11 protein-coding genes are annotated in these 21,259 nt (G+C 37.8%); 3 read left to right on the forward strand and 8 right to left on the reverse strand.

Features of this window, described 5'->3' with window-relative positions; genetic code table 11:
- On the forward strand, window positions 1-2,412 hold the full coding sequence (locus ACR9EA_RS01095) for a TonB-dependent receptor (RefSeq protein ID WP_435136277.1): 2,412 nt from the start codon (window positions 1-3) through the stop codon (window positions 2,410-2,412).
- A gap of 30 nt (window positions 2,413-2,442) precedes the next feature.
- Here ACR9EA_RS01095 and ACR9EA_RS01100 read toward each other — a convergent pair whose 3' ends face one another.
- Complete coding sequence (locus ACR9EA_RS01100) at window positions 2,443-6,447, reverse strand: choice-of-anchor D domain-containing protein (protein ID WP_435136280.1); 4,005 nt, start codon at window positions 6,445-6,447, stop codon at window positions 2,443-2,445.
- A 111-nt stretch (window positions 6,448-6,558) separates the two neighbouring features.
- Between ACR9EA_RS01100 and ACR9EA_RS01105 the strand changes: the two genes are divergently transcribed.
- Window positions 6,559-7,032, forward strand: coding sequence for a regulatory protein RecX (locus ACR9EA_RS01105; RefSeq protein ID WP_435136283.1), 474 nt, complete (start codon window positions 6,559-6,561; stop codon window positions 7,030-7,032).
- A gap of 62 nt (window positions 7,033-7,094) precedes the next feature.
- Here ACR9EA_RS01105 and ACR9EA_RS01110 read toward each other — a convergent pair whose 3' ends face one another.
- The 3 genes from ACR9EA_RS01110 to ACR9EA_RS01120 all read right to left on the reverse strand — a co-directional run bounded on the left by ACR9EA_RS01110 (window position 7,095) and on the right by ACR9EA_RS01120 (window position 10,412).
- A complete protein-coding gene (locus tag ACR9EA_RS01110; RefSeq protein WP_435136285.1) occupies window positions 7,095-7,586 on the reverse strand; it encodes a DUF6646 family protein in 492 nt (163 codons plus the stop codon).
- 48 nt (window positions 7,587-7,634) lie between these two features.
- Window positions 7,635-8,498, reverse strand: a complete 864-nt coding sequence (locus tag ACR9EA_RS01115) for a cupin-like domain-containing protein (protein WP_435136288.1) — start codon at window positions 8,496-8,498, stop codon at window positions 7,635-7,637.
- 93 nt (window positions 8,499-8,591) lie between these two features.
- The gene (locus ACR9EA_RS01120) at window positions 8,592-10,412 is read right to left on the reverse strand and encodes a TonB-dependent receptor plug domain-containing protein (protein ID WP_435136291.1); all 1,821 of its coding nucleotides are present in this window, start codon (window positions 10,410-10,412) and stop codon (window positions 8,592-8,594) included.
- 69 nt (window positions 10,413-10,481) lie between these two features.
- Here ACR9EA_RS01120 and ACR9EA_RS01125 point away from each other — a divergent pair, with 69 nt between their 5' ends.
- Complete coding sequence (locus ACR9EA_RS01125; protein ID WP_435136294.1) at window positions 10,482-11,996, forward strand: PLP-dependent aminotransferase family protein; 1,515 nt, start codon at window positions 10,482-10,484, stop codon at window positions 11,994-11,996.
- A 58-nt stretch (window positions 11,997-12,054) separates the two neighbouring features.
- Here ACR9EA_RS01125 and ACR9EA_RS01130 read toward each other — a convergent pair whose 3' ends face one another.
- The 4 genes from ACR9EA_RS01130 to ACR9EA_RS01145 form a co-directional block, all read right to left on the reverse strand.
- A complete protein-coding gene (locus tag ACR9EA_RS01130) occupies window positions 12,055-14,091 on the reverse strand; it encodes a beta-N-acetylhexosaminidase (RefSeq protein ID WP_435136297.1) in 2,037 nt (678 codons plus the stop codon).
- A 3-nt stretch (window positions 14,092-14,094) separates the two neighbouring features.
- Window positions 14,095-16,023 carry a glucosamine-6-phosphate deaminase gene (gene nagB / locus ACR9EA_RS01135; protein ID WP_435136300.1) on the reverse strand — a complete coding sequence of 643 codons (1,929 nt, stop codon included), beginning with the start codon at window positions 16,021-16,023 and terminating at the stop codon, window positions 14,095-14,097.
- Between the two features lie 97 nt (window positions 16,024-16,120).
- Window positions 16,121-17,713: a RagB/SusD family nutrient uptake outer membrane protein gene (locus ACR9EA_RS01140; protein WP_435136302.1), complete on the reverse strand. Its 1,593-nt coding sequence runs from the start codon at window positions 17,711-17,713 to the stop codon at window positions 16,121-16,123.
- A 5-nt stretch (window positions 17,714-17,718) separates the two neighbouring features.
- Window positions 17,719-20,811, reverse strand: coding sequence for a SusC/RagA family TonB-linked outer membrane protein (locus ACR9EA_RS01145; protein ID WP_435136305.1), 3,093 nt, complete (start codon window positions 20,809-20,811; stop codon window positions 17,719-17,721).
- Between the last annotated feature and the right edge of the window lie 448 nt (window positions 20,812-21,259).

Genomic DNA, 21,259 nt, shown 5'->3' on the forward strand with positions numbered 1-21,259 from the left:
ATGAAACAAAAATTACTGCTAGGTTTAGGCCTTTTATGTTCAATTATTTCTTACGCACAAAACATTCAAGTATTAAATAGGCAAACAGAAGAAGCCATATCGGGAGTCGCTGTTTTTAATGCAGATAAATCAAAAAGTACAATTTCAGACTTCGACGGGGTAATTTATATCGAAAATTTTAATGCTACAGAAACCATTTATTTTAGACATTTATCTTTTCAAGAATTCAGCATAGAAAAATCTAAAATTAAGGATGCCCAAATTATTTATCTGGAACCTATTACCCAAGGCTTAGACGAGGTGGTGCTTTCGGCTTCTAAATTTAAACAGGACAAACGCGATATTCCGCAAAAAGTAGTTTCTATTACCGCATCAGAAATAGAATTCGATACTCCGCAAACCAGTGCCGATTTATTAACCAATACAGGTAATGTATTTATTCAAAAAAGTCAGTTGGGTGGTGGTAGCCCGATGATTCGTGGTTTGTCAACCAATCGTTTATTAATTACGGTAGATGGTGTTAGAATGAATAATGCTATTTTTAGAGGGGGAAATTTACAGAATGTTATTTCTATAGATCCTTTTTCGATACAAAACACCGAGGTTATTTTAGGCGCAGGTTCTGTAGTTTATGGTAGCGATGCCATTGGTGGCGTTATGGGGTTTTATACTAAAAATGCAACATTGTCTTACAATGACGCGATGGAGTTTAGCGGAAATGCTATCGCAAGATACTCGTCGGCAAATCAAGAGAAAACAGGACATGTCGATTTTAATATTGGCTTAAAAAAATGGGCTTTTTTAACCAGTGTAAGTTATACCGATTTTGATGATTTAAGAATGGGAAGTCACGGTCCAGACGATTATTTAAGGCCAGAATATGTGGTTACCGAAAACGGACAAGATATTACCGTTCAGAATTCAAATCCTAAAGTGCAAGTGCCAACAGGGTACAACCAAATAAATGTTATGCAAAAAGTGCGTTTTGAGCCTAAAAACGATTTAACTTTCGATTTAGGTTTGCATTATTCTACAACATCCGATTATTCCAGATACGACAGACTTTTACGCTATCGCGGAGACGAGTTAAGATCTGCCGAATGGAATTATGGGCCGCAGCGCTGGTTTATGTCTAATTTACAAATCGCAAAGCTGAGCAAACATTCTGTATTGTACGATAAAGTTCAGGTGAATTTAGCATATCAAAACTTTCAGGAAAGTCGTATCGATAGAAATTACCAATCGCCAATTCGAAGTACTACCGAAGAAAAAGTAGATGCCCTTTCCGCCAATATAGATTTTGAAAAACAATTGAGCTTAAAAACGGAATTGTTTTATGGTTTAGAGTATGTGTATAATAAAATTCATTCGTTTGGGGAAGAAGAAAATATCGAGACGAATGAAGTTCTTGCTGCCATAACAAGGTACCCAAATGGTTCCTACTGGCAATCAATGTCGGCATACACCAGTATAAAATACAAAGCAAATAAGCAGTTTGTACTACAAACGGGACTGCGTTATAATCATGTTATTTCGCATGCTAATTTTGAAGCTAACAACAATTTTTTGTACCTGCCATTTAACGATGCCCAAATTAACACTGGAGCGTTAACAGGTACTGCGGGTGTAAGCTGGATCCCATCAGATTTAATTCAGTGGCGACTTCATTTTTCTACTGCATTTAGAGCGCCAAATATAGACGATATAGGTAAGGTCTTCGATTCGGAACCTGGTGCTTTAGTAGTGCCTAACGACAATATAGACCCAGAATATGCCTATACAGGAGAGCTAGGTGTGCGTTTAAATTTCGAGAATATTGTTGTTGTAAATGCAGCGACTTACTACACGTTTCTGGACAATGCTTTGGTAAGACGAAACTTTACCATTAACGGAGAAGAATACTTAATTTACGATGGCGAGAATAGCAGAATCCAAGCCATACAAAATGCTGCCGAGGCCAGAATTTATGGTTTTGAAGCCGGATTAGAAGTAAATTTCAGTAAAACATTACAATTAACATCGCAATACAATATTGTTGGAGGTTACGAGCTAGAAGAAGATGAAAAGCTGCCACTACGCCACGCCGCGCCTCAGTTTGGCGATGCGCATCTTATCTGGACATATAATGCTTTTAAAGTTGACGGATTTGTAATGTACAACGGAGAATTGTCTAACGACCAATTAGCACCTTCGGAAACAGAAAAGGATTATATGTACGCGCTAGACGATGAACGCAACCCGTATGCGCCATCCTGGTACACTTTAAATTTAAGAACGCAGTATCAAATATCTCCCGCGTTTACGCTTACAGCTAGTTTAGAAAATATTACAGATCAGCGTTACCGGCCATATTCGTCTGGAATTTCAGGAGCTGGAAGAAATGCAATTGTAGCTGTAAAGTATAACTTTTAGGCGATTGTTTTATTCCGAAACTAAAACGTACTACCTGAGGAGTAATTTCTTGTGTATTACGTTTCCGTTAGTTAAAGTGACAGCTGCAATTATGGGAATGGATTGTAATGAAGAGAGGTTGAAAATAGGTTTCTGTTGTATTTGATTAAAGGTTGAGAGGGTTCTGCCTAAGGTATCAAATATTGTAATCTGTTTTATCTGAAGCGCATCGGAATGTAATTTGAAATACGTCTGTTGAGTGTCTATTTGTATAATCTCTAGAAAATTGTCGCTTTTTAAATCGTTGACACCTAAAGTTGCTGTTTTGAAAACAATCTCGAATCTAGAAGGGAAATCGCCGCGATCTGAAATGAATTTGTATGCGCCTTGTTTAAGGTCGTGGTAAGTGTTTGTAAAATGGTCTTTTAAGTAAATCGGGTTTTGTTCGAAAAAATTGCCTTCAAAATCATCAATATCTAAACTGAAAATGGTTGGCGTTTCTATTGCGTTGTAAAAGCCTAAAGCAATATTTTCGTCTTGCGACAGACTCGATTTTGATTTACCTTGAATAACGAGTTTTACATCGGTATTTGGAATTGTGGTATATAATTTCGCATAATGGGTGTCGTTAATAATGGTATTTACATCAAAATAACTTCCATCATAAGTATCGGTCGCATTGGGTAAATATCCAATTAAGGTCTGACTGAAAATAGCATTGTCCGAGGTTAGATTAATCCAAATTTTAGGGGTTACTTCCGATTTAAAAAATTGTGTGTTTTCCGAAGTTACCCGCATTTGGTTATTAAATAAAACTGTAGCGGTATTGGTGTGAAAAGCATCCGAAAATTTCACGAAAAATCCTTGGCAAGAAGGTATAAACCGATTGGGTTTTTGCCCCGAACCTTCTTGAGCAGCTACAGTACCCGTGCCGTTAATTATGGCATAGTCGGACGGGCTAAAATTATAAACATCATTACCGTTGAAGGATTTTGAAGGCGGCGTATCTTGAGACCATAGGTAAATAACACCCTCTAGAGGCTGATTTGGTGTAGCTGCGCTATAAACGTTAGCATTAAAAAAAGCATCGGCACTGATGGCCGAAGGATAAGGGTTTCCAATTAAATTCCAATTGTTGTCGTCTGTCGATTCATCATTACGTGTAACAGGCGTGTGAATAATTCCATTGTTAAAATTTCCCGAAAACGAGTAGGTATAGTGCATGCCAGCTGTAAAGTTGTTGTCGGTATGGGTAGCGGCATAACCTACACCAGCTTGTAAATAATCGGTTTTAGTTATGGTTTCTCCAGTAGCAATGGGTTGCCAATCGTCTCCGTTATCATCTACATCATCTTGACCTAACGTTTGTGTGTTATCGTTATTTTCTTCTTTGTAAAGATCTGCAAAGCGGCTTGCATCAAACCAAAACAGGCGTTTGGAATTATTGAAAGCGTTGGCAAATGTTTCGTTTACAACTGGAGTGCTCCAATAGGTATATTCGTACCAAGCGTTTAAAATTGCGGTTTCTTTTTCTACGAGTATGGTTCCATTATTAGTTGGAGTCGTTGTATCGTTTTCTTGTACAAACGAGCCCTTATTTTTTACAATTAATGTGCCTTCTACAATCAAGTTGTGGTGTATTTTGGTGTAATGTTCGGCATTTATAGTTAAAGTAACATCTTCGGGAATATACAAACTACAGCAGTTTAAATTGCCGTGTGTTTGGGTGTTAAAGTTACTGTTTAAAATAGTAATGGCAGATTCGTCTGCTTCCGAATTCACCCAATTCCCATCATGCCATTCGCTTGTTTTTAGGTCGATTGCAATGCTTTTAGAGGCCGTGTAGCAGAGGTTATTATCTTCTAAAACACGACAGTAATATTGGTTGCCATCAACTAAAGCTGTGTTTAAAATGTGAAGCGATGAGGTTTGCGTCCCTTGGTAGTTGTCGTTGTCGTGTATTATATTCCAAGTATTAGAATGTTTTAAATTTTCGTACCATTGATAGTTTAAGGAAGTCGCGTCGGTAACGCCTTCATTTGCCGTAACGATGAAGGTGTCGGTTAGTTTGCAACTAGATGGTGTGGTTTCGGTCTGTAGCGTAATGTTAGGCGGAATACCAACCGAAAAATCATAAATCCCGATGTCGGTATAATCTACAGTTTTAAAAGCGTACCAGTCGTTCGCTTGCCAGGAAGTAGAGGGTAGGTTAGACAGGGTGTTTTTACGTCTGTAAGTGTATCCTCTATCGGAAACTGTAAATGTGTTCCCAGTCGCATCGCCCCAAACATCTATGGGTTCTCCTTGATATAAAAGACGAATATGGTCGTTATTATTAATGCCCACGGCATTACTAATATGCTGTGCTGTAACGGTGGCATGCTCTTGGTTGGCATCGGTGGCGCCAAAGGCAATAAGGTAAGTGTCTTGGTGATTTAGCGAGCCATCTAGTGCAAGGGTTCTAGTGGTGTCTTCGCCATTGTATATAATTTCTACGGTGTAATCTTCAAGGTTAATGGGTGTTCCTGTGCCATTGTATATCTCGATATAGGAATGCGATCCTGTAGGATGATCGGTAATTTCACTAATGAAGAGTTGTGTGGGTGTATTGCCATTGTCGCCTTTACAAGCCGTAGAATTTCTGGAAATCACATCGAAATTTGTAGACATGCTGCATCCGAGATTATTGGTGATGTTCAGGTTCCCAGATGTTGCGTTTTCTGGTAAAGTGACTTCTATTTGTGTGTCCGTAATAACATTTACGTTAGCAGAAATGCCATTAATATCTGCCGTGGTCTCATTACCAAAATTGGCGCTAGTAATGGTTATTACCGTTCCTGGCGGGCCAGTATCTGGCATAATGTTTGGCAAAGTAGCAACACAGGTACCTGTGCCTTCTACGCTAAAGGTGTATGGATTTTCGTCTGCATCATTGTTTGTAATACTAATAACACTAGAACGAGTTCCTGAGGTTTGTGGAGAAAATTCGATGTCGAAAGTGATTTTGGTATTTGGAGGAATTATTTGGTTACTCGGGGTGTTAATGAGTTTAAATTCAGTAGCGTTTGAAGAATTTATAGTACCAATAGTCAAATCTGCTGTGCCTTCGTTATGAATGTAGTAGGTTTTGGGTTGCGAGGTTTCGTTAATGGCTGTCGAAGCAAAAATAGTATTGTAACCAATACTGGCATTCGCTCCCGATGGAATGGAGTTTTCGGTATTACGTTCCACATCAATTTCTGGTGAAGGCGCTATGGCTGTTCCTGATAATTGGATCTGGCACATGCCTTCATCGGCATCTGAATTTATAATGGAAATGATGTTATTAAAGGCACCTGCGCTATCCGAGGAAAAACGAATGCGAAGTAGCTGTGCTTCATCAGGTGCAATTTGTATTGGCGCCGTGACATTTGAAATACTAAAGGGCTCAGAAATTTGTATGTCGGAAATGTCTAAGTCTACATCGCCTGTATTTTTTAATGTAATTGTTTTTTCTGCAGTTTCCGAAGTTAAAATATCATCAAAATGCAAGGTATATCCACAGTTTTGTAGCGTGTTGTTTTCGTCTATAAGTTGTAATTCTGGTGCGTTGCTAGCAGAACAATATACGGTTACATCATCTAAATAATAGGAGCCGGCAGAACGCTCGGACATGATTATTCTTAAATAATACATACCCTCTAAATTTAAGTTTACAGAAAATAGGGTGTGTGCTTCGGAAACTGCATCTACCGTTATGGATTCGGCGGTTGTCCAACTGCCCGAAAGCGAAGTGCTGTATTGTATACTTAAAGTTCTATTGGATGCACTTGAGCTACGGCCAAGATAAAATGTTATGCTGTTTGGGTTGTTAATAGGGTTTTGAGTCGTAATATGGTCGTCTCTAGTGTTAAAACCAACGCCCATTCCTGTTACGCCTGCACTAGAATTTATGTAAGTTTCATAACTTGTCCAATTACCGTAGTCGGTATTAAAGTTATCAAATACACACTGCGCGTTACACCATAAAAACGCTTCGCATATTAGAAAGCCTGAAAGAATGTATTTTTTTGTCATGTTTAAATTGTAATTTAGATGCGTTGTAAAAATGGCTTATTAAGTTAGTGAACTTGTTGAAATTCAGAAACTTATATCGATACAAAAACACTGATCATCAAAAAAATACGTATGAACACGTACAAAATTTACACTTTAGATGAAGCAAAACGTGCTTTGGAAAGGTATTGCGTATACCAAGAGCGTTGCCATAAAGAGGTGCGCCAAAAATTGTTCGATATGCGTATGATTCCTGAGGCTGTAGATGAAGTGGTTGTTCATTTGCTTCAGCATGATTTTTTAAATGAAGAACGATTTGCAAGAGCTTATGTAAGAGGAAAATTTAAACATAAGCATTGGGGGAGAGTGCGGCTGGTACAAGAACTAAAACAAAAACAAATAAGTAAATTTAATATAGAATCTGCTCTTAAAGAACTAGACGATTTAGATTATTATGGTGCTTTTGAAGCTTTGGCAGCACAAAGATACCAACAAATTAAAGAGCCGAATACATATAAAAAACGAAAAAAACTAGCAGATTATTTGTTGTACAGAGGGTGGGAATCTGCTTTGGTTTACGAGAAAGTAATCGAGTTAATACCTTAAAAACAAAAGCGTTTCGGGAGGAGTCCAGAAACGCTTTTGTTTTATTGTTAGGTTATGCTCAGTTATAAATTGAAAGATGCTCCAAAGTTAAACACAAACTGATTGTGTAATTCTTCGGCAGGCGATAAATGGCCAGTATCGTATTTAGCAATAGGTAAGCCAGCTTCTGCAAATACTCCAAATCCTTCAGAAAAGAAATATCTTGCACCTACATGCGCACCAAAGTTTTTTAAACTAAAGCTTAAACCCGGATATAAATCGAATTCACTAATACCAATTACACTACATAAGTTGGCGTTAAAACGGGCTTTAACATCAAATCGATCACCAAAATCGGCATCTATATGGTCGGCTAAACCCAATACATAGGTAGAAGTTACTCCAAAAGAAATGTTTTCTCCTGCTCCAAAATCGTAAGAACCAGTTATTCCGGTACCACCATCTTGAAAACTAGGGCCAATTTGAAACTTTTGGTCACCTTTTCCTTTAAATGCCTGTGCATGAGCAAAAGCCACAAAGCACAAACAAGCAATACATAATAGTTGTTTTTTCATAATTGATAATTTGGACACAAAGATAATTTTAATAGCGAATTATTAAGGTTAAGAATTAAATTTTGAGGTACGTTTTATAGCTTCTTCATTTTTCCATTCAATCCATCTTTGTCCTTTTAAGCGTCTCATAATGTTATCAAAATTTCGCATAATAAAGACATTGTATAACGCTTTGCTTAAATGTTTTGGGTTTCTGGCAATGGCTCTTAAACTCATAGAAAACCCAGGGGTTACGTAGCGCATATAATGCCAATAGCCTTCTGGCATGTATAATACTTCTCCGTGATTAAGTTCGGTTTTATAACCTTTGGCTTTGGTTAAAGCCGGCCATTTTTCGAAATCTGGATTATTAAAATCTATATCTTCTCTTGTAATAAGCGCATGTGGCACTTTATATAGGTATTTGTTTTGTTGTTGATCGAATAATATGATTTGCTTTTTGCCTTCAAAATGAAAGTGAAAAATATTGGCCAAATCGATATCGTAATGCATGAAGGTGTACGAGTCGCGACCACCAAAAAAAAGCATGGGCAATCCCTTCATAAGGCGTAACCCAAAATCTGGGAACGAAAAATCGTTTTGTAATACAGGCACTTCTTTAAGGACATTCCATAAGAATATCCTAAATTTTGTAGGTTCACGTTTAAGTAAGTCTATATACTCGCTCATTTTCATGGTGGCGTGGGGTTCGTTAAATCCGTCTTTATGGTCAACAGGTCTATCGTCGTAAAGTGGCACGGTTTTATCGCCTGCCACTTTTTTTATATAGTCTAAACTCCATTTCGAATACGCAGGCCAGTCGTCTATAAAATGTTCTATAACCACAGGTTTTTGCGGTTTAAAATAATCTTTTATAAAAGCCTCTTTGGTAATGGATTTTACACGAGGTATGTCTTGAAGATTTAATTTCAATGTAAAATGAATTAAAGCCGCAAGTTAATAAAATGTTACCAAATAGTTTGTGCTAGAGTATGCATTAAATGTTTTTTGAAGGTGTATTAGCCGTTAATTAAAACCATACTTTAAGCCAAATAAAACGTTGCCTTTAGGCATTGGTACTAAGTTTGTTTCGGTGTATTCGGTATTAAAAATATTGCTGGCAATAAACGAAAATTCTAAGGTTTTAAAGGTGTAATTTATACTAGCATCTATTACGGAATAGGTTTCGCCTTCGGTACGTTCGGCATATTTATAAATAATAGATTGAGATAGATTGTCTACAAATTGTGTGGTTAATCTGGTTACAAAGTGATGCTTTAACGAGTTAATAGAATATCTGGAATAATCTAAATCAAGGTCTTTAATTTCGTCGTCTAGAAAAGTGTAGGTCGTATTAAGGCTTTGTACGTGTGTGCCTATATTAAAATTGTAATTGGCATACACATCTATACCTTTTGTATTTAATTCGCGTATGTTGGTGGCTTGCCAAAGGTCTTCTTCGTTGCTTTTTACATAGTCTATTAAATTTTCAGAATCGCGATTAAATACAGCTGCCGAAGCACTGAAGTTTGCAGATTTAAATTTAATTCCGAATTCTTCTGCCAGAGCGTTTTCTGGATCTAAGTTTTCGTTGCCAAGCGTTGTCGGGTCGCTGTAAAATAAATCGGTATAAGTTGGTATTCTGTACGTGTAACCCACGTTACCATAGATTTTAAAACTGTTGCTTAGTTCGTACCCTAAATCGACACCAGGAAAGGCATGCCATTTAAAATCGGAATAGTAGGTTACAGCTACGCCTGGCGTAACATCTAATCGGTCATTAAAAAAATTAAATTGATGTTCTAAAAATAAAGTACTCATTAATCGTTCTCTATTGCCCAAATTATTACTGGCTAAATACACTTGCGCAACATCTACACCAAAACCGGTAACGCCTAGGTTTGATGTGTACGATGCATTTACTTCTGCTCCAATTTTATTGGTGATATGTAAATTTCTGTAACCGGTAGGATTGTTTCTATCGTATAAATACATGTCTTGGTTGCGTCTCCAATACAATTGTGGTTTAATAACCCAATCGTTATGTTTTATTCGTGTAGATAATCCTACAAGGCTGGTTTGGGTTTCTTCATACTGTTCGGTTGCCGATGGTGTAGAGTAAAACCCATTAGCGCCAAAATCCCGTTCAGAAAAGGCAGCTAAAAGATGTATAGGGAGTTTGTTTTTGTTGAAAGAACTTTTAACAAAGTAGTTTTGGTTATCGTAATCGGTATTATGTCTGTAACCTTCCGATGTGTTTTTAGATGCATGTATAATATGCGACGAGTTGTTTAATTCTACGCCTGCATTTACTGCGGCATTAAACGTACCGAAAGATCCGGCTTGCGTACCTAAAGAAACATTAGTTTCGGTCTGTTTTTTAGTCACGATATTTATAGCGCCTGTAAAAGCATTTTGCCCGAAAACACGAGCTGCTGGTCCCGAAATTATTTCTATGCGCTCTATAACTTCAATAGGTAAAGCCATGTTCATGGTGTGGTGCCCAGTTTGGGCGTCATCGACCTTAATGCCATCAATTAACAATAAAGTCTGATCGAAACTACCACCTCGAATGTACAAATCGGCTTGCATTCCTGCAGTACCGCGACGACGTATATCTACCCCAGCAACTTGTTGCAGCAAATCGGCTACATTGGTTGCCGCTGAAGCTTTTATAGCATCAGATGTTATAATGTTAATAGATCTTGAGTTTTTAGAAAACGGTAAGTCTATACGACTAGAGGTTACTATAACTTCTTCTAATTGCTCTTCGGCCATAGGGTCTTGAGCATATACAAATGCTGTACTAAAAATACTAAGTAAGGTCAGGAATTTTATAGATTTCATAGCTAAAATTTAAAAACGCCGCAAAAGTCGTAACTTTGCGGACTATTAAACTAGTCCAGTTAAAAAACAATGAATAGTCCGGTTGATGAACTAATAGAAACTTTAATAGATTTCGATAAAACTAAATCGAAACCAGTTTATATACAAGTTGCCGAGCAGTTGGTTAACCTTATTCAGCGTGGTTATATTTTAAAAGGAACTCGTTTGCCTGGAACGCGTGTTTTAAGTGAGCTTTTACAGGTGCATAGAAATACGGCTGTGGCTATTTACGACGAGTTAGCATCGCAAGGGTGGGTAGGTATTCTGCCAAACAAAGGCACATTTGTGTTGTTGCCAGAGCCTAAAACAGCAGCCATAAAAGCGCTAATAACTCCTGTAGATGGCGTAACCACTTATGCTAAAACAACAGGATTTGTGTTTAATCCGGCTTTACATTTGGCACCAACGCAACAGCTTACAAAAGCGAAATACAGTATAAACGATGGTAAACCCGATTTAAGGTTGCATCCTACATTTCAGTTTTCTAGATGGTATAGTGCGGCTATGAAACGCAAACCTTTAATAAAGAAATGGAATCGGGATGCCGACAACGATTTTTCTAATTTCGAAATACAGCTAAGTAATTTCTTAAATGCTACACGCGGATTTTATATTTCACCTAACAATTTAGTCAATACACGTAGCACCGAAATGAGTTTGTACGTGGTGTCTCAGTTGTTGTTAAAGCAAGGCGATGTTGTACTTGTTGGCGAATTGAGTAACTATGCCGCGAATATGATATTTCAGCAAGTTGGTGCGCTTATTAAAACTGTTCCTGTAGATGCTCAGGGTTTAGATATCGATTTTATTGAAACCCATTACACAAAACACCCCATTCGTTGTGTGTATCTATGTGCGCATCGTGATTACCCAACTACAAAAACATTAAGTGCAGAGCGGCGATTACAACTTTTAGAGTTAGCAAATACTTATGGTTTTGCTATTATTGAAGATGATTTTGATTACGATTTCCAGTTCGATGGTTCGGCGATGTTGCCTATGGCGAGTTCCGATTCTAACGGTAATGTAATCTATTTAGGTAAGTTGGGGCAATCGTTGTTTCCTAGTTTTCAAACAGGGTTTATCATTGCTCCAAAAACTGTTATTTCCGAAGCCAAGAATTACTTGCAATTATTGGATAAGCAGGGTGATTTAATTCAGGAACAAATGCTTTCCGAACTTATTGCTGAAGGTGAAATTTACCGATTAATAAAAAAAAATATTATTGTTTATAAGCAGCGTCGCGATTATTTGTGTGCCCAATTAGCAAATCATTTTGGGGCTGAGTTGCAATGGGATATGCCTTCGGGAGGTTTGGCCATTTGGTTACAATTTAAACCGGAAATTTCGCTGGTAAGATTTGCCGAGAAGGCAGAAAAATATGATGTGTTTATACCAAAAACCTTATTGTATCAAACTAAAAATACGTGTGCAATTCGTTTTGGATTTGGCCATTTAAACGAAACCGAAATAGAGCGTGTTGTTGGTGCATTAAAATTAGCTTACAATGCTGTTTTGACAGAAACTAAGCAGGTACATAAATAATAAAAGCCCAGAATCATGACGCTTCTGGGCTCTTAACACAAACAAACGTATTAATTAACTATTTAGGGAATTTTGCTAAATTCTCTAAAGCGTTTACCATGGCAACTTCAACATCTACGTGGTCTTGTTTTAAAATGTTAAGACTTTCTGTAAATTGCTGTTTTGCAGTTTTAGAAATCGTTTTCTGATCTAAAACATCTAATAGTGTTTTAGAAACTACCGATAAGTTTTTAGATAATGGTTCTAAAGTGTTTAAAGTCGGATTTTTGTCTAAAGCCGAAAAGGCTTCGTATTGTGTATTCCAGGTGGTTAAGTATTTTTTTATTTCAGTTTTGGTTTTAGTAGTTGGTGCGGCGGTATAATTGGCCACCAATCTATTAAAAGCTACTGCATCTGGCGCATCTGCCACACAGGCATCTGCAAAAAGCGTGAAAGGTGAGTATGTTTGGTACTCAATACCGTCTTTGTTTCGGGCATAAATCTTAAGCGGTTCGCAAACCTTTTGAAGCGTAATTAGCGATGAAATATCCTGATTATTACTCATACTTCTTAAAATAACGTCTCGGTTTTTTATATGCGTAACCCCTAATTCTTCTAACCTGAAGCTTATTGGTTGTATGCGTTTTAGCATGTTGTTTACATCGTTAATAGTTTTAGGCGACCATAAACGTTCTGCTATGGCAATGGTTCTTGGCCAAATTCTAGAATCTATTGTTAAACTCGTAGTAAGCTCGCTCCACATGGTAGCTTCGCCTCCTAAAATTCTTGCGGTTTCTTCTTCGCTTAATGTAACATTGCCTATTGGTTCGGTTAAATAATGTTTTTCGATAGACTCCATTCTGTCGATGTAAAACCCATTCGATAAAATGGTGTTGTAACCTTTTTGGGCGGCTTCAATTAAGGTTCCGCCTTTAGGTAAACCTTCGTTTTCTCCACGCCAAGAGTGTATTACTGCTGTGGTAGGCATGGTTGGTGTTAAGATCTCATCCCAGCCAACTAATTTTTTATCTAATTTATGAAGGATTTTTTCAATTTTTATATTGAAATAGGTTTGTAAATCGTGATTGGTTTTAAGGTTATGAGCAGCCTTAAACTTTTGAATGTCTTTGTTTTCATCCCAGTGCTTTCCTTCGTTTTCATCTCCACCAATATGAAAATAGTCGTCTGGAAAAAGTGGTGTGATTTCTGTGAAAAGTTGTTCTAAAAACACATAAGTATCTTCGTTGGTAGGATCTAAAGTAGGATCGAACACCCCCGAGTTGCGTTCAATACTATATTCGTATCCTGGTTTGCTTCCTAAATTAGGAAAGGCAGTTAAAATAGCCGATGCATGTCCGGGAACATCTATTTCTGGTATTACGCGAATTCCTAAAGTATTGGCATAAGCTACCACATCTTGTATTTGCTCTTGGGTGTAAAATAAGCCATCCGAAGCCAAATCGGTAAGCTCTGGGAAGGTTTTAGATTGAATTCTAAAGCCTTGATCGTCTACTAAATGCCAATGAAATACATTCATTTTAACAGCGGCCATGGCCTCTAAATTACGCTTAATAACGTGTACAGGATGAAAATGTCTAGACACATCTATCATTAATCCGCGCCAAACAAATCTAGGCTCATCGGTAATAGAAACACCAGGGATATAGTATGTTGTAGCCGTGTTGCTTATTAATTGTAATAGGGTTTCTAAACCTCTTACTATTCCTACATCTGTACTGGCATTTAAATGTATGTTATTGTTAGTTACGGTTAGTTTGTAAGCCTCGTCGGTTTTAATGTTTAATGTGCTTACAGTAGTATAAGTAAGAATAATACTAGCGTCTTTACGGTTGTTTATAGTGCTAGGAAAGCCTTCTTTTAAGAACAATCCTGTACGACCCGATAAGCGTCTTAAAAATTTTGTTGCCGCAGTAGTAACACGATTAGACTTTGGGCCATCTATAGCAATGCTTAAGTCTGGAGTAAGCGTGAATTGTTGCTCTTGTGCGGATATTGTTTTTGGCCAAGGCATTAAGTTGAAGGTCTCCTGCAATGGCATTTGAGACCAACAACTATATGCAACTAAGCTAAAAATGAATATGAAAAATCGTTTCATCTATTAAAAGTGATAGCGTTTAAAGGCTTCGATAGCAGCATAATCTGCTAGGCCTAAGTCGTTGTATTTTTTTGCTGTTAAGCGATTTCTGTCTTCGGCACGCACCCAAAATTCGCGCGAGTCGTCGCCTTGAAACATAACCCCATCTTTTTGAGATTGGTGATAAAAGATGGCATGGCGTTTTTTAAGTACCTGATCCGGGCTCATAGGCACGGCCATTTCGATTTCGTAAGATTCCCATTCGTGCCAAGCACCACGGTATAACCATACCCAACAATCGTTCATGTAAGATTTTGGTTTTAGCACTTCTAAAGCTGTAAAGAGTGCATCTAAACAGACTTTATGTGTGCCGTGAGGGTCGGCTAAATCGCCAGCAGCATAAATTTGATGCGGTTTAACATTATCTATTAAACTACACATAATATCTATGTCGTCTTGGGTTAAGCTTCCCTTTTTAATGGTTCCGGTTTCGTAAAAAGGCAGGTTTAAAAAATGAACATTGTCATCTTTTAAGCCCATGTATCGCGTTGCGGCTAACGATTCGCTTCGTCTTATAAATCCTTTTAGTTGTCTTACTTCTAAAGAGTCGATGTCCTTATCTGTTTTTGATTGCAGAAAGTCAATAATATTTTGAGCTTCAGTAGATTTTGGGTTTAATTTTAATGTGATTTCTGCAAATTTTAAGGCTTCTTCATCTGATACGGCAATGTTACCAGAGGTTTGGTATGCAATATGTACTTCGTGACCTTGCTCGACCAATCTGTCGAAGGTACCTCCCATAGATATCACATCGTCGTCTGGATGCGGACTAAAAATGATAACGCGTTTCTTGGCAGGTGTTGCACGTTCTGGACGGTGTAAGTCGTCTGCATTCGGTTTTCCTCCTGGCCAACCTGTAATGGTGTGCTGTAGTTTGTTAAACATTTTTATGTTTAAGTCGTAAGCTGTGCCTTCTTCGGTTAAAAGTCCAGACATGCCATTATCGTTATAATCTTTGTCTGTAAGTTTTAAAATAGGTTTGTTTAGTAATTCGCTTAACCAAACCACGGCTTTAATTTTTAAGTCGTCTGTCCAATAGCAAGACGTTACCAACCAAGGTGTTTTAACTCGAGTTAATTCAGACGAAGCTTCGCTATCGATAACAAAAGTAGTATTATCGTGGTCTTGCAAATAAGTTGCAGGAACATTAGCGGTCATGTCGCCTTCTATGGCTTGTTTTAAAATTTTGGCTTTGTTTAAGCCCCAACCTAATAATACAATGCGTTTAGCACTTTTTACAGTGCCAATACCCATGGTTATTGCTTTTCTAGGTACGTTGTCTATGCCTAAAAACGCAGGAGCAGCATCTACGCGGGTTAGGTGGTCTAAGGTTATGCTTCGGGTGCCAGAGTTTAAATGCGAACCAGGCTCGTTAAACCCAATGTGCCCTGTACGCCCAATACCCAATAATTGAAAATCTAAGCCGCCATACGATTTAATTTTCATTTCGTAATCTATACAATATTGGTATAAATCGTCTGTACTAACCATACCATTAGGTATGTTAATGTTTTCTGGCAGTATGTCTACATGATTAAAAAGATGTTCGTGCATGAAATAAAAATAACTTTGGATGTTATCTTTACTCATTGGGTAATACTCGTCTAAGTTAAAGGTTACTACGTTAGAAAAACTTAAACCTTCTTCTTTATGCATTCTAACCAGTTCTTCGTATACTTTTATTGGTGAAGAACCTGTTGCTAAACCAAGTACACAGGGTTTATTTTCTTTTTCTTTTTGTATGATTAAAGCTGCTATTTCTTGGGCAACTATAATTGATGCTTCGTTTGAAGAGTCGAAAATTACATTGTGTATTTTCTCGAAACGGGTTTCTTCAAACTTTCCAGCCTCCTTGTAGGCTATACTTTTAAAATCAGTACTATCTACTTTCATTTTATTATCTTTTGATAAAGCAAACGGGAATGTGTTTTTCCCGTTTACTTTGTGAACTAATCAAATACTCGCTTGGTTTAAACTAACTACTATTCTATTAGAAATTTGGTAATCCAGTATCCCACCAAAGTCTAGTACCACCAGTATCTGGCCCTTTTAACATGCCAACTGCAGCTTCTACATTAGCACCATTGGTGTTTTTTTCGTTATCTACAAAATTGATTCTGCGTACTTGTATATTGGTATCTATAGCGCCACCACTATTGTTTACTACCACAGGAAATACTCTTGGGTAGCCAGTACGTCTAAACTCGCTCCAGGCCTCTTGTCCGTCTGGGAACATCGCAATCCATTTTTGGGTAATAATTTGCTCTAATTGTTCTTCTCTTGAGCCAGCTTCGTTGTAAGCTATTTTTACGTCGCTAGGGTAAGTGTAATTGTTTGTTGGGTTTAGCGCATCAACAAAATCGTTAGGCGTACTGGTGTTATCGGCTAAATAGTTGTCTACACCACCAGCTCCAAATTGTGCAAAAGAGGCACGAACACCGGCTTCGTAATTAGTCTTAGCATCTCCAGCTCCAGCCCAACCGCGTAAGGCAGCTTCGGCTTTTAAGAAATGAACTTCGGCAGCTGTCATCCAAATTTTATTTGTTCCGTCAACAGCTTCTCCGATAAGCGAGTGGCTGCCGTATTCGGTTTTAGCTTCAATAGCAATACCCATACGTACACCTTTATAATCGCCTAAATTAGCATCGGCAGGGGCGGTAAAGAATTTAGAAATTCTAGAGTCGTTAAAGCCTTTAAGAATCGATTCCATTTCTGCACTCATTACTACATCTCCCCAAACACGGCTAATGGTTTGGATAGGATGAACAAAGCCACCCATGTCTATTAACATATTTTGTGCTTCCATTAGGCCAGCATTGCTAGATAAAGCTTTTTCGCCTTCGGTTTGTGCTAGCGTAGGGTTTACTTTAGATATGCGTATGGCTAAGCGTAAACGTAGTGAGTTTGCAAAGGTTCTCCAGGCAGCAATATCTCCACCAAGATTAGATTGGTCGAAAGCAGTAAACTGAGCATCGTCTGTAAAAGATTCCAATCCGTTAATGGCTTCATCTAAATCGGCGAAAAAAGCTTGGTAAGCTATTTCTTGCGAATCGTATTCGCCAGTAGTATCGTAATCGTTGTATTTTGAGTAACGGATTGGTCCAAATACATCGGAAACACGATGCATGGCCATTACTTTAATGATATTGGCCAGATATACGAATTTAACTCCGCTTTCGTCGCCAGAAAGTTCTACTTGTTGTACTATTTCTCGGGCGTATGGCATGACACCATTTCCATCATTAGCATCGTAAGCATCGCTCCAAATAAAACCATTCCAGCCGTTAACTAGGGCATAGGTCTGGTTGTTAATATTACCAGCAAATGGTGTTGGAGCTGTCATGTATCCAGAAAACACATCGGCATTTAGGTTTTGCTGTAATTGGTAGTTCCAAGCTGGTTCTACACGAATTACATTAGAAAATAAAGGCGAAAATCTAGAGCCAATATGGTTGTTTTGTTGTGTTAAGCTTTCTTGTGAAATGCCGTAGGGATTGGTGTTGATGTCCTCGAAATCTCCTGTACAGTTTGTTAAGCTTATGGCTATTGCGGAAGCCATTGTATATTTAAGTATATGTTTCATTTTTCTTAGAAATTTACGTTAATGTTTAACCCGATGCTTCTTGTAGAAGGCTGGTTATAAATGTCTACCCCTTGTAAGCCCATTCCTGTACTAGCAGCAATGTTTGGATCGAATGGCGCATCTTTGTAGAAAAAGAACAAGTTATTGGCGATTAATGAAAAGTTGATGTTGTCTATAAAATCGCTGTGCTCTAATAATAATCTGTAGCCTACAGAAAGTTCTCTTAAACTAACATTGGTAGCGTCGTAAACATATTCGCCTAGCATACCATCTCTACCACCAACGGCATTGTAGTATTCTTGTGCACTTAATTGTGAAGCAACACCGCTTTCGTTAACTACATTTATCATACCGCCGTTTCTGTTACGCGCGTCTGCCGAAGCTTGCGATACACCGTATTTATCGTTTACGGCTTCGGTAACACTCATTACGTCGCCACCAAATTTACCATCGATAAGGAAGTTTACATGAAAATCGCCTATCTCAAAACTGTTATTCCAACCTAAGGTAAAGTCTGGTTGCGCATGTGCTACGGTTTCGAAATCGGTAGACATTAAAGTTCCAGACGAGTTGATTACTGGAGTACCGTTCTCGTCGCGAATTACAGATCTTGCTTTTATGCTACCAAAATCTTCGCCTTCAATTAAAGAATATTCATAACCGTTTACACCGCGTGCAGTAACAATAGCCTCGCCATCTTGTAACGATGGGTGTACAGCAACAACTTTATTGTTGTTTTCAGCAAAGTTAATAGAGGTATCCCAGATAAATTTGTCTGCTACCACAGGTTTAGCGTTAACAACCAATTCGATACCTTTACTTGATATTTCTCCAGCGTTTACAATGTTTTGAGCATATCCGTTAGGGTTTGGCTCTGCTTGGATGTAGAAAATCTGATTATGTGTTCTGGTGTCGTAGTACGTGAAATCGAAGCCTAAGCGGTTACCAAAGAAGCGCCATTCTGTACCTATTTCAAATCCTTTTTGGCGTTCTGGCTCTAAAGTTTCACCCTCTAAAGGCGCAAAAGGAGCTGTACCAATACCTGTGTTGGTATTGTTAATAGTGTTTAACGGAATTGTCGCGTAAACAGGTATGTCTTTACCTACCTCGGCGTAAGACCCTCTAAGTTTAGCAAACGAAATACCATCGCCCATATCGAACATTTCTGTTAATACTGCTGTTAAACCTGCAGACGGGTAGAAGAACGAATCGGAATCTGTGTACACTAAGGTAGACGACCAGTCGTTACGACCTGTAACATCTAAAAATAACATGTCTTTGAAACCAAAGTTAGCCGAACCAAAAACAGATTGTACCTCTCTGTTAGAAACCGCCTGTCTGATGTTATTAGTTGTTGCAAAGTTGGCTATATTGAAAATGTTCGGATAATTTAAACCTACGCCATCACGACCAGAATCTAAATACACTTGATCGCCTAATTTGTATTTTGTTAAGCTGGTACCTAAAAGTCCAGAGAAGGTAAAGTCTTCAGAAAAATCTTTATTGTACGATGCGATTAAGTCGATGTACTGTTGCGTGTTTTCAGTCTTTTCTAAAATATAGCGTCCGTTATCTCCAGAGTTTACAGGGTCGGTTCCTGCATATTGTCTTTTGTCGAAGGTGAAAAAGGTCTTGTCGAAACTTCCTCTAGATTGTAAAGAAAATGCTTCAGTAATTTGATATTTTACCGACACGTTAGCTAGCACGCGTTGTGCGATGTCTTTACTAGGACTTCTGTTAATTAACCAATATGGGTTTTGTTGTATGTTTTCGTCGAAAGACGTTGCGTACTGATCCATTTGGTTTAATGCTGTATTGAAATACTCGTATTTATTTTTGTATGTATCTCGGCTTATTCCTACAGGATGTAAGTATACTCCAGTTAACGGGTTAGAGTATAAACCGTTGGTCGGACGGTTCCAGATGCGTTGGTCGGAAAGGTTAATATTTGCCGATACATCTATCTTATCGTCTAAGAATTTTGCTGTTTCTCTTAACGTTATATTGTTTCTGGTTAAGCGGTTACCCGGAATAACACCTTCGCCTATAGTATTTGCATACGAAAAATACGTTTGAGCTTTGGCATTACCAGCTGTTAAGGATAACGCATTAATAGAGGTGTATCCTGTTTGGAAAAAATCTTCGGCATCGTTGCTTAAGCCATCAGTTTTTGCTCCCCAAGATTTAGGATCTGCAACACGTCCGTTTTCTGCAATAGGTTGTCCTACCGAAGCACTTTGGTATTCCGATTGTAATTTAGGTAAAGACATAACATTGTCTACAGTAAAGCTAGAATTAAAGTTTACCGATAATGCACCTTCTTTTCCTTTTTTAGTAGTAATTAAAATAACCCCGTTAGCCCCTTGGCTACCATATAGTGCCGAAGCCGATGCTCCTTTTAAAACCGTCATGCTTTCGATATCGTCTGGGTTAATTAACGACATGGCATCTCCACCATCGCGGTTACCAGTTTGGCTACCAAAAATATCGGTTCCTGGCTCGTTACCGTTAGACCCATTACCACTGTTAAGCATAGGTATACCATCTATAACATATAGTGGGTCGTTGTTGGTGGTAGAGGTATTTCCCCTTAAAACAACTTTAGTAGCACCACCTAAACCAGATGAACTTCTGGAAATGGTTAAACCAGCAGATTTACCAGATAAGCTATTAATAGGGTTGGTTTGTTTTACGCGAGTTAATTCGTCGCCACCTACTTCTTGAGCCGAGTAGGTTAAAGCTTTTTTCTCTTTTTGAATCCCTAAGGCGGTAACTACAACTTCGTTAAGTTGTTCGCTATCTTCACCTAGTTCAACATTGTAAACATCAGAGGCGCCAACTGTTACCTCTACAGTGGTCATTCCGAGGTAAGAGAATTTTAAAACGTCGCCAGTGCTGGCTGTAATGGTATAATTACCATCAAAATCTGTTAATGTTCCGGTAGATGTACCTTTTACAAGTACATTTGCTCCTGCAACGGGCATGCCATCTACAAGAGAAGTAACAGTACCTTTAATGTCTTTCTCTTGAGCAAACAGGAGTTGCATGCTAAAGAATAAGAAAGAACATAAGAAAGTCATTCTTAAATAGTGTTTCATAATTTGATTGTTTAGTCTCGTTATTTACATCAAGTTTATTCATATTTATATTTCTTTTAAAATAAAATATCTAAACGACACGATTTAACATATAAATAACATTTAGGTTTCGATGAACGTTTTTTGCAAAATAAACAAAGGGTAATTTAATTGTTAATTAATTATTATATTATTAAAATTGCTTAATCATTCTTTGCGTTTTGCTTAAGAATATCGTGTTTAATTAAATATTTTTCCATTGTTTAAATTTACTTTAAAACCCTCTATATCAATTAAATATCATGTCTTATTTTGGCTTGGGTATTTTTTATTTAACGTAGTTAGATGGGGAAGCTATTTTCACGACTATTGGTATTCGCTAAAATCGAATCTGATAGAATTTCCTATTCATATAATAGTAGTGTATATAAATGTATATTATTTAATACCTAAATTAATTTTACGAAAA

The sequence above is a fragment of the Formosa sp. A9 genome, from assembly GCF_051200825.1.
In the GTDB taxonomy this organism is placed as follows: domain Bacteria; phylum Bacteroidota; class Bacteroidia; order Flavobacteriales; family Flavobacteriaceae; genus Formosa.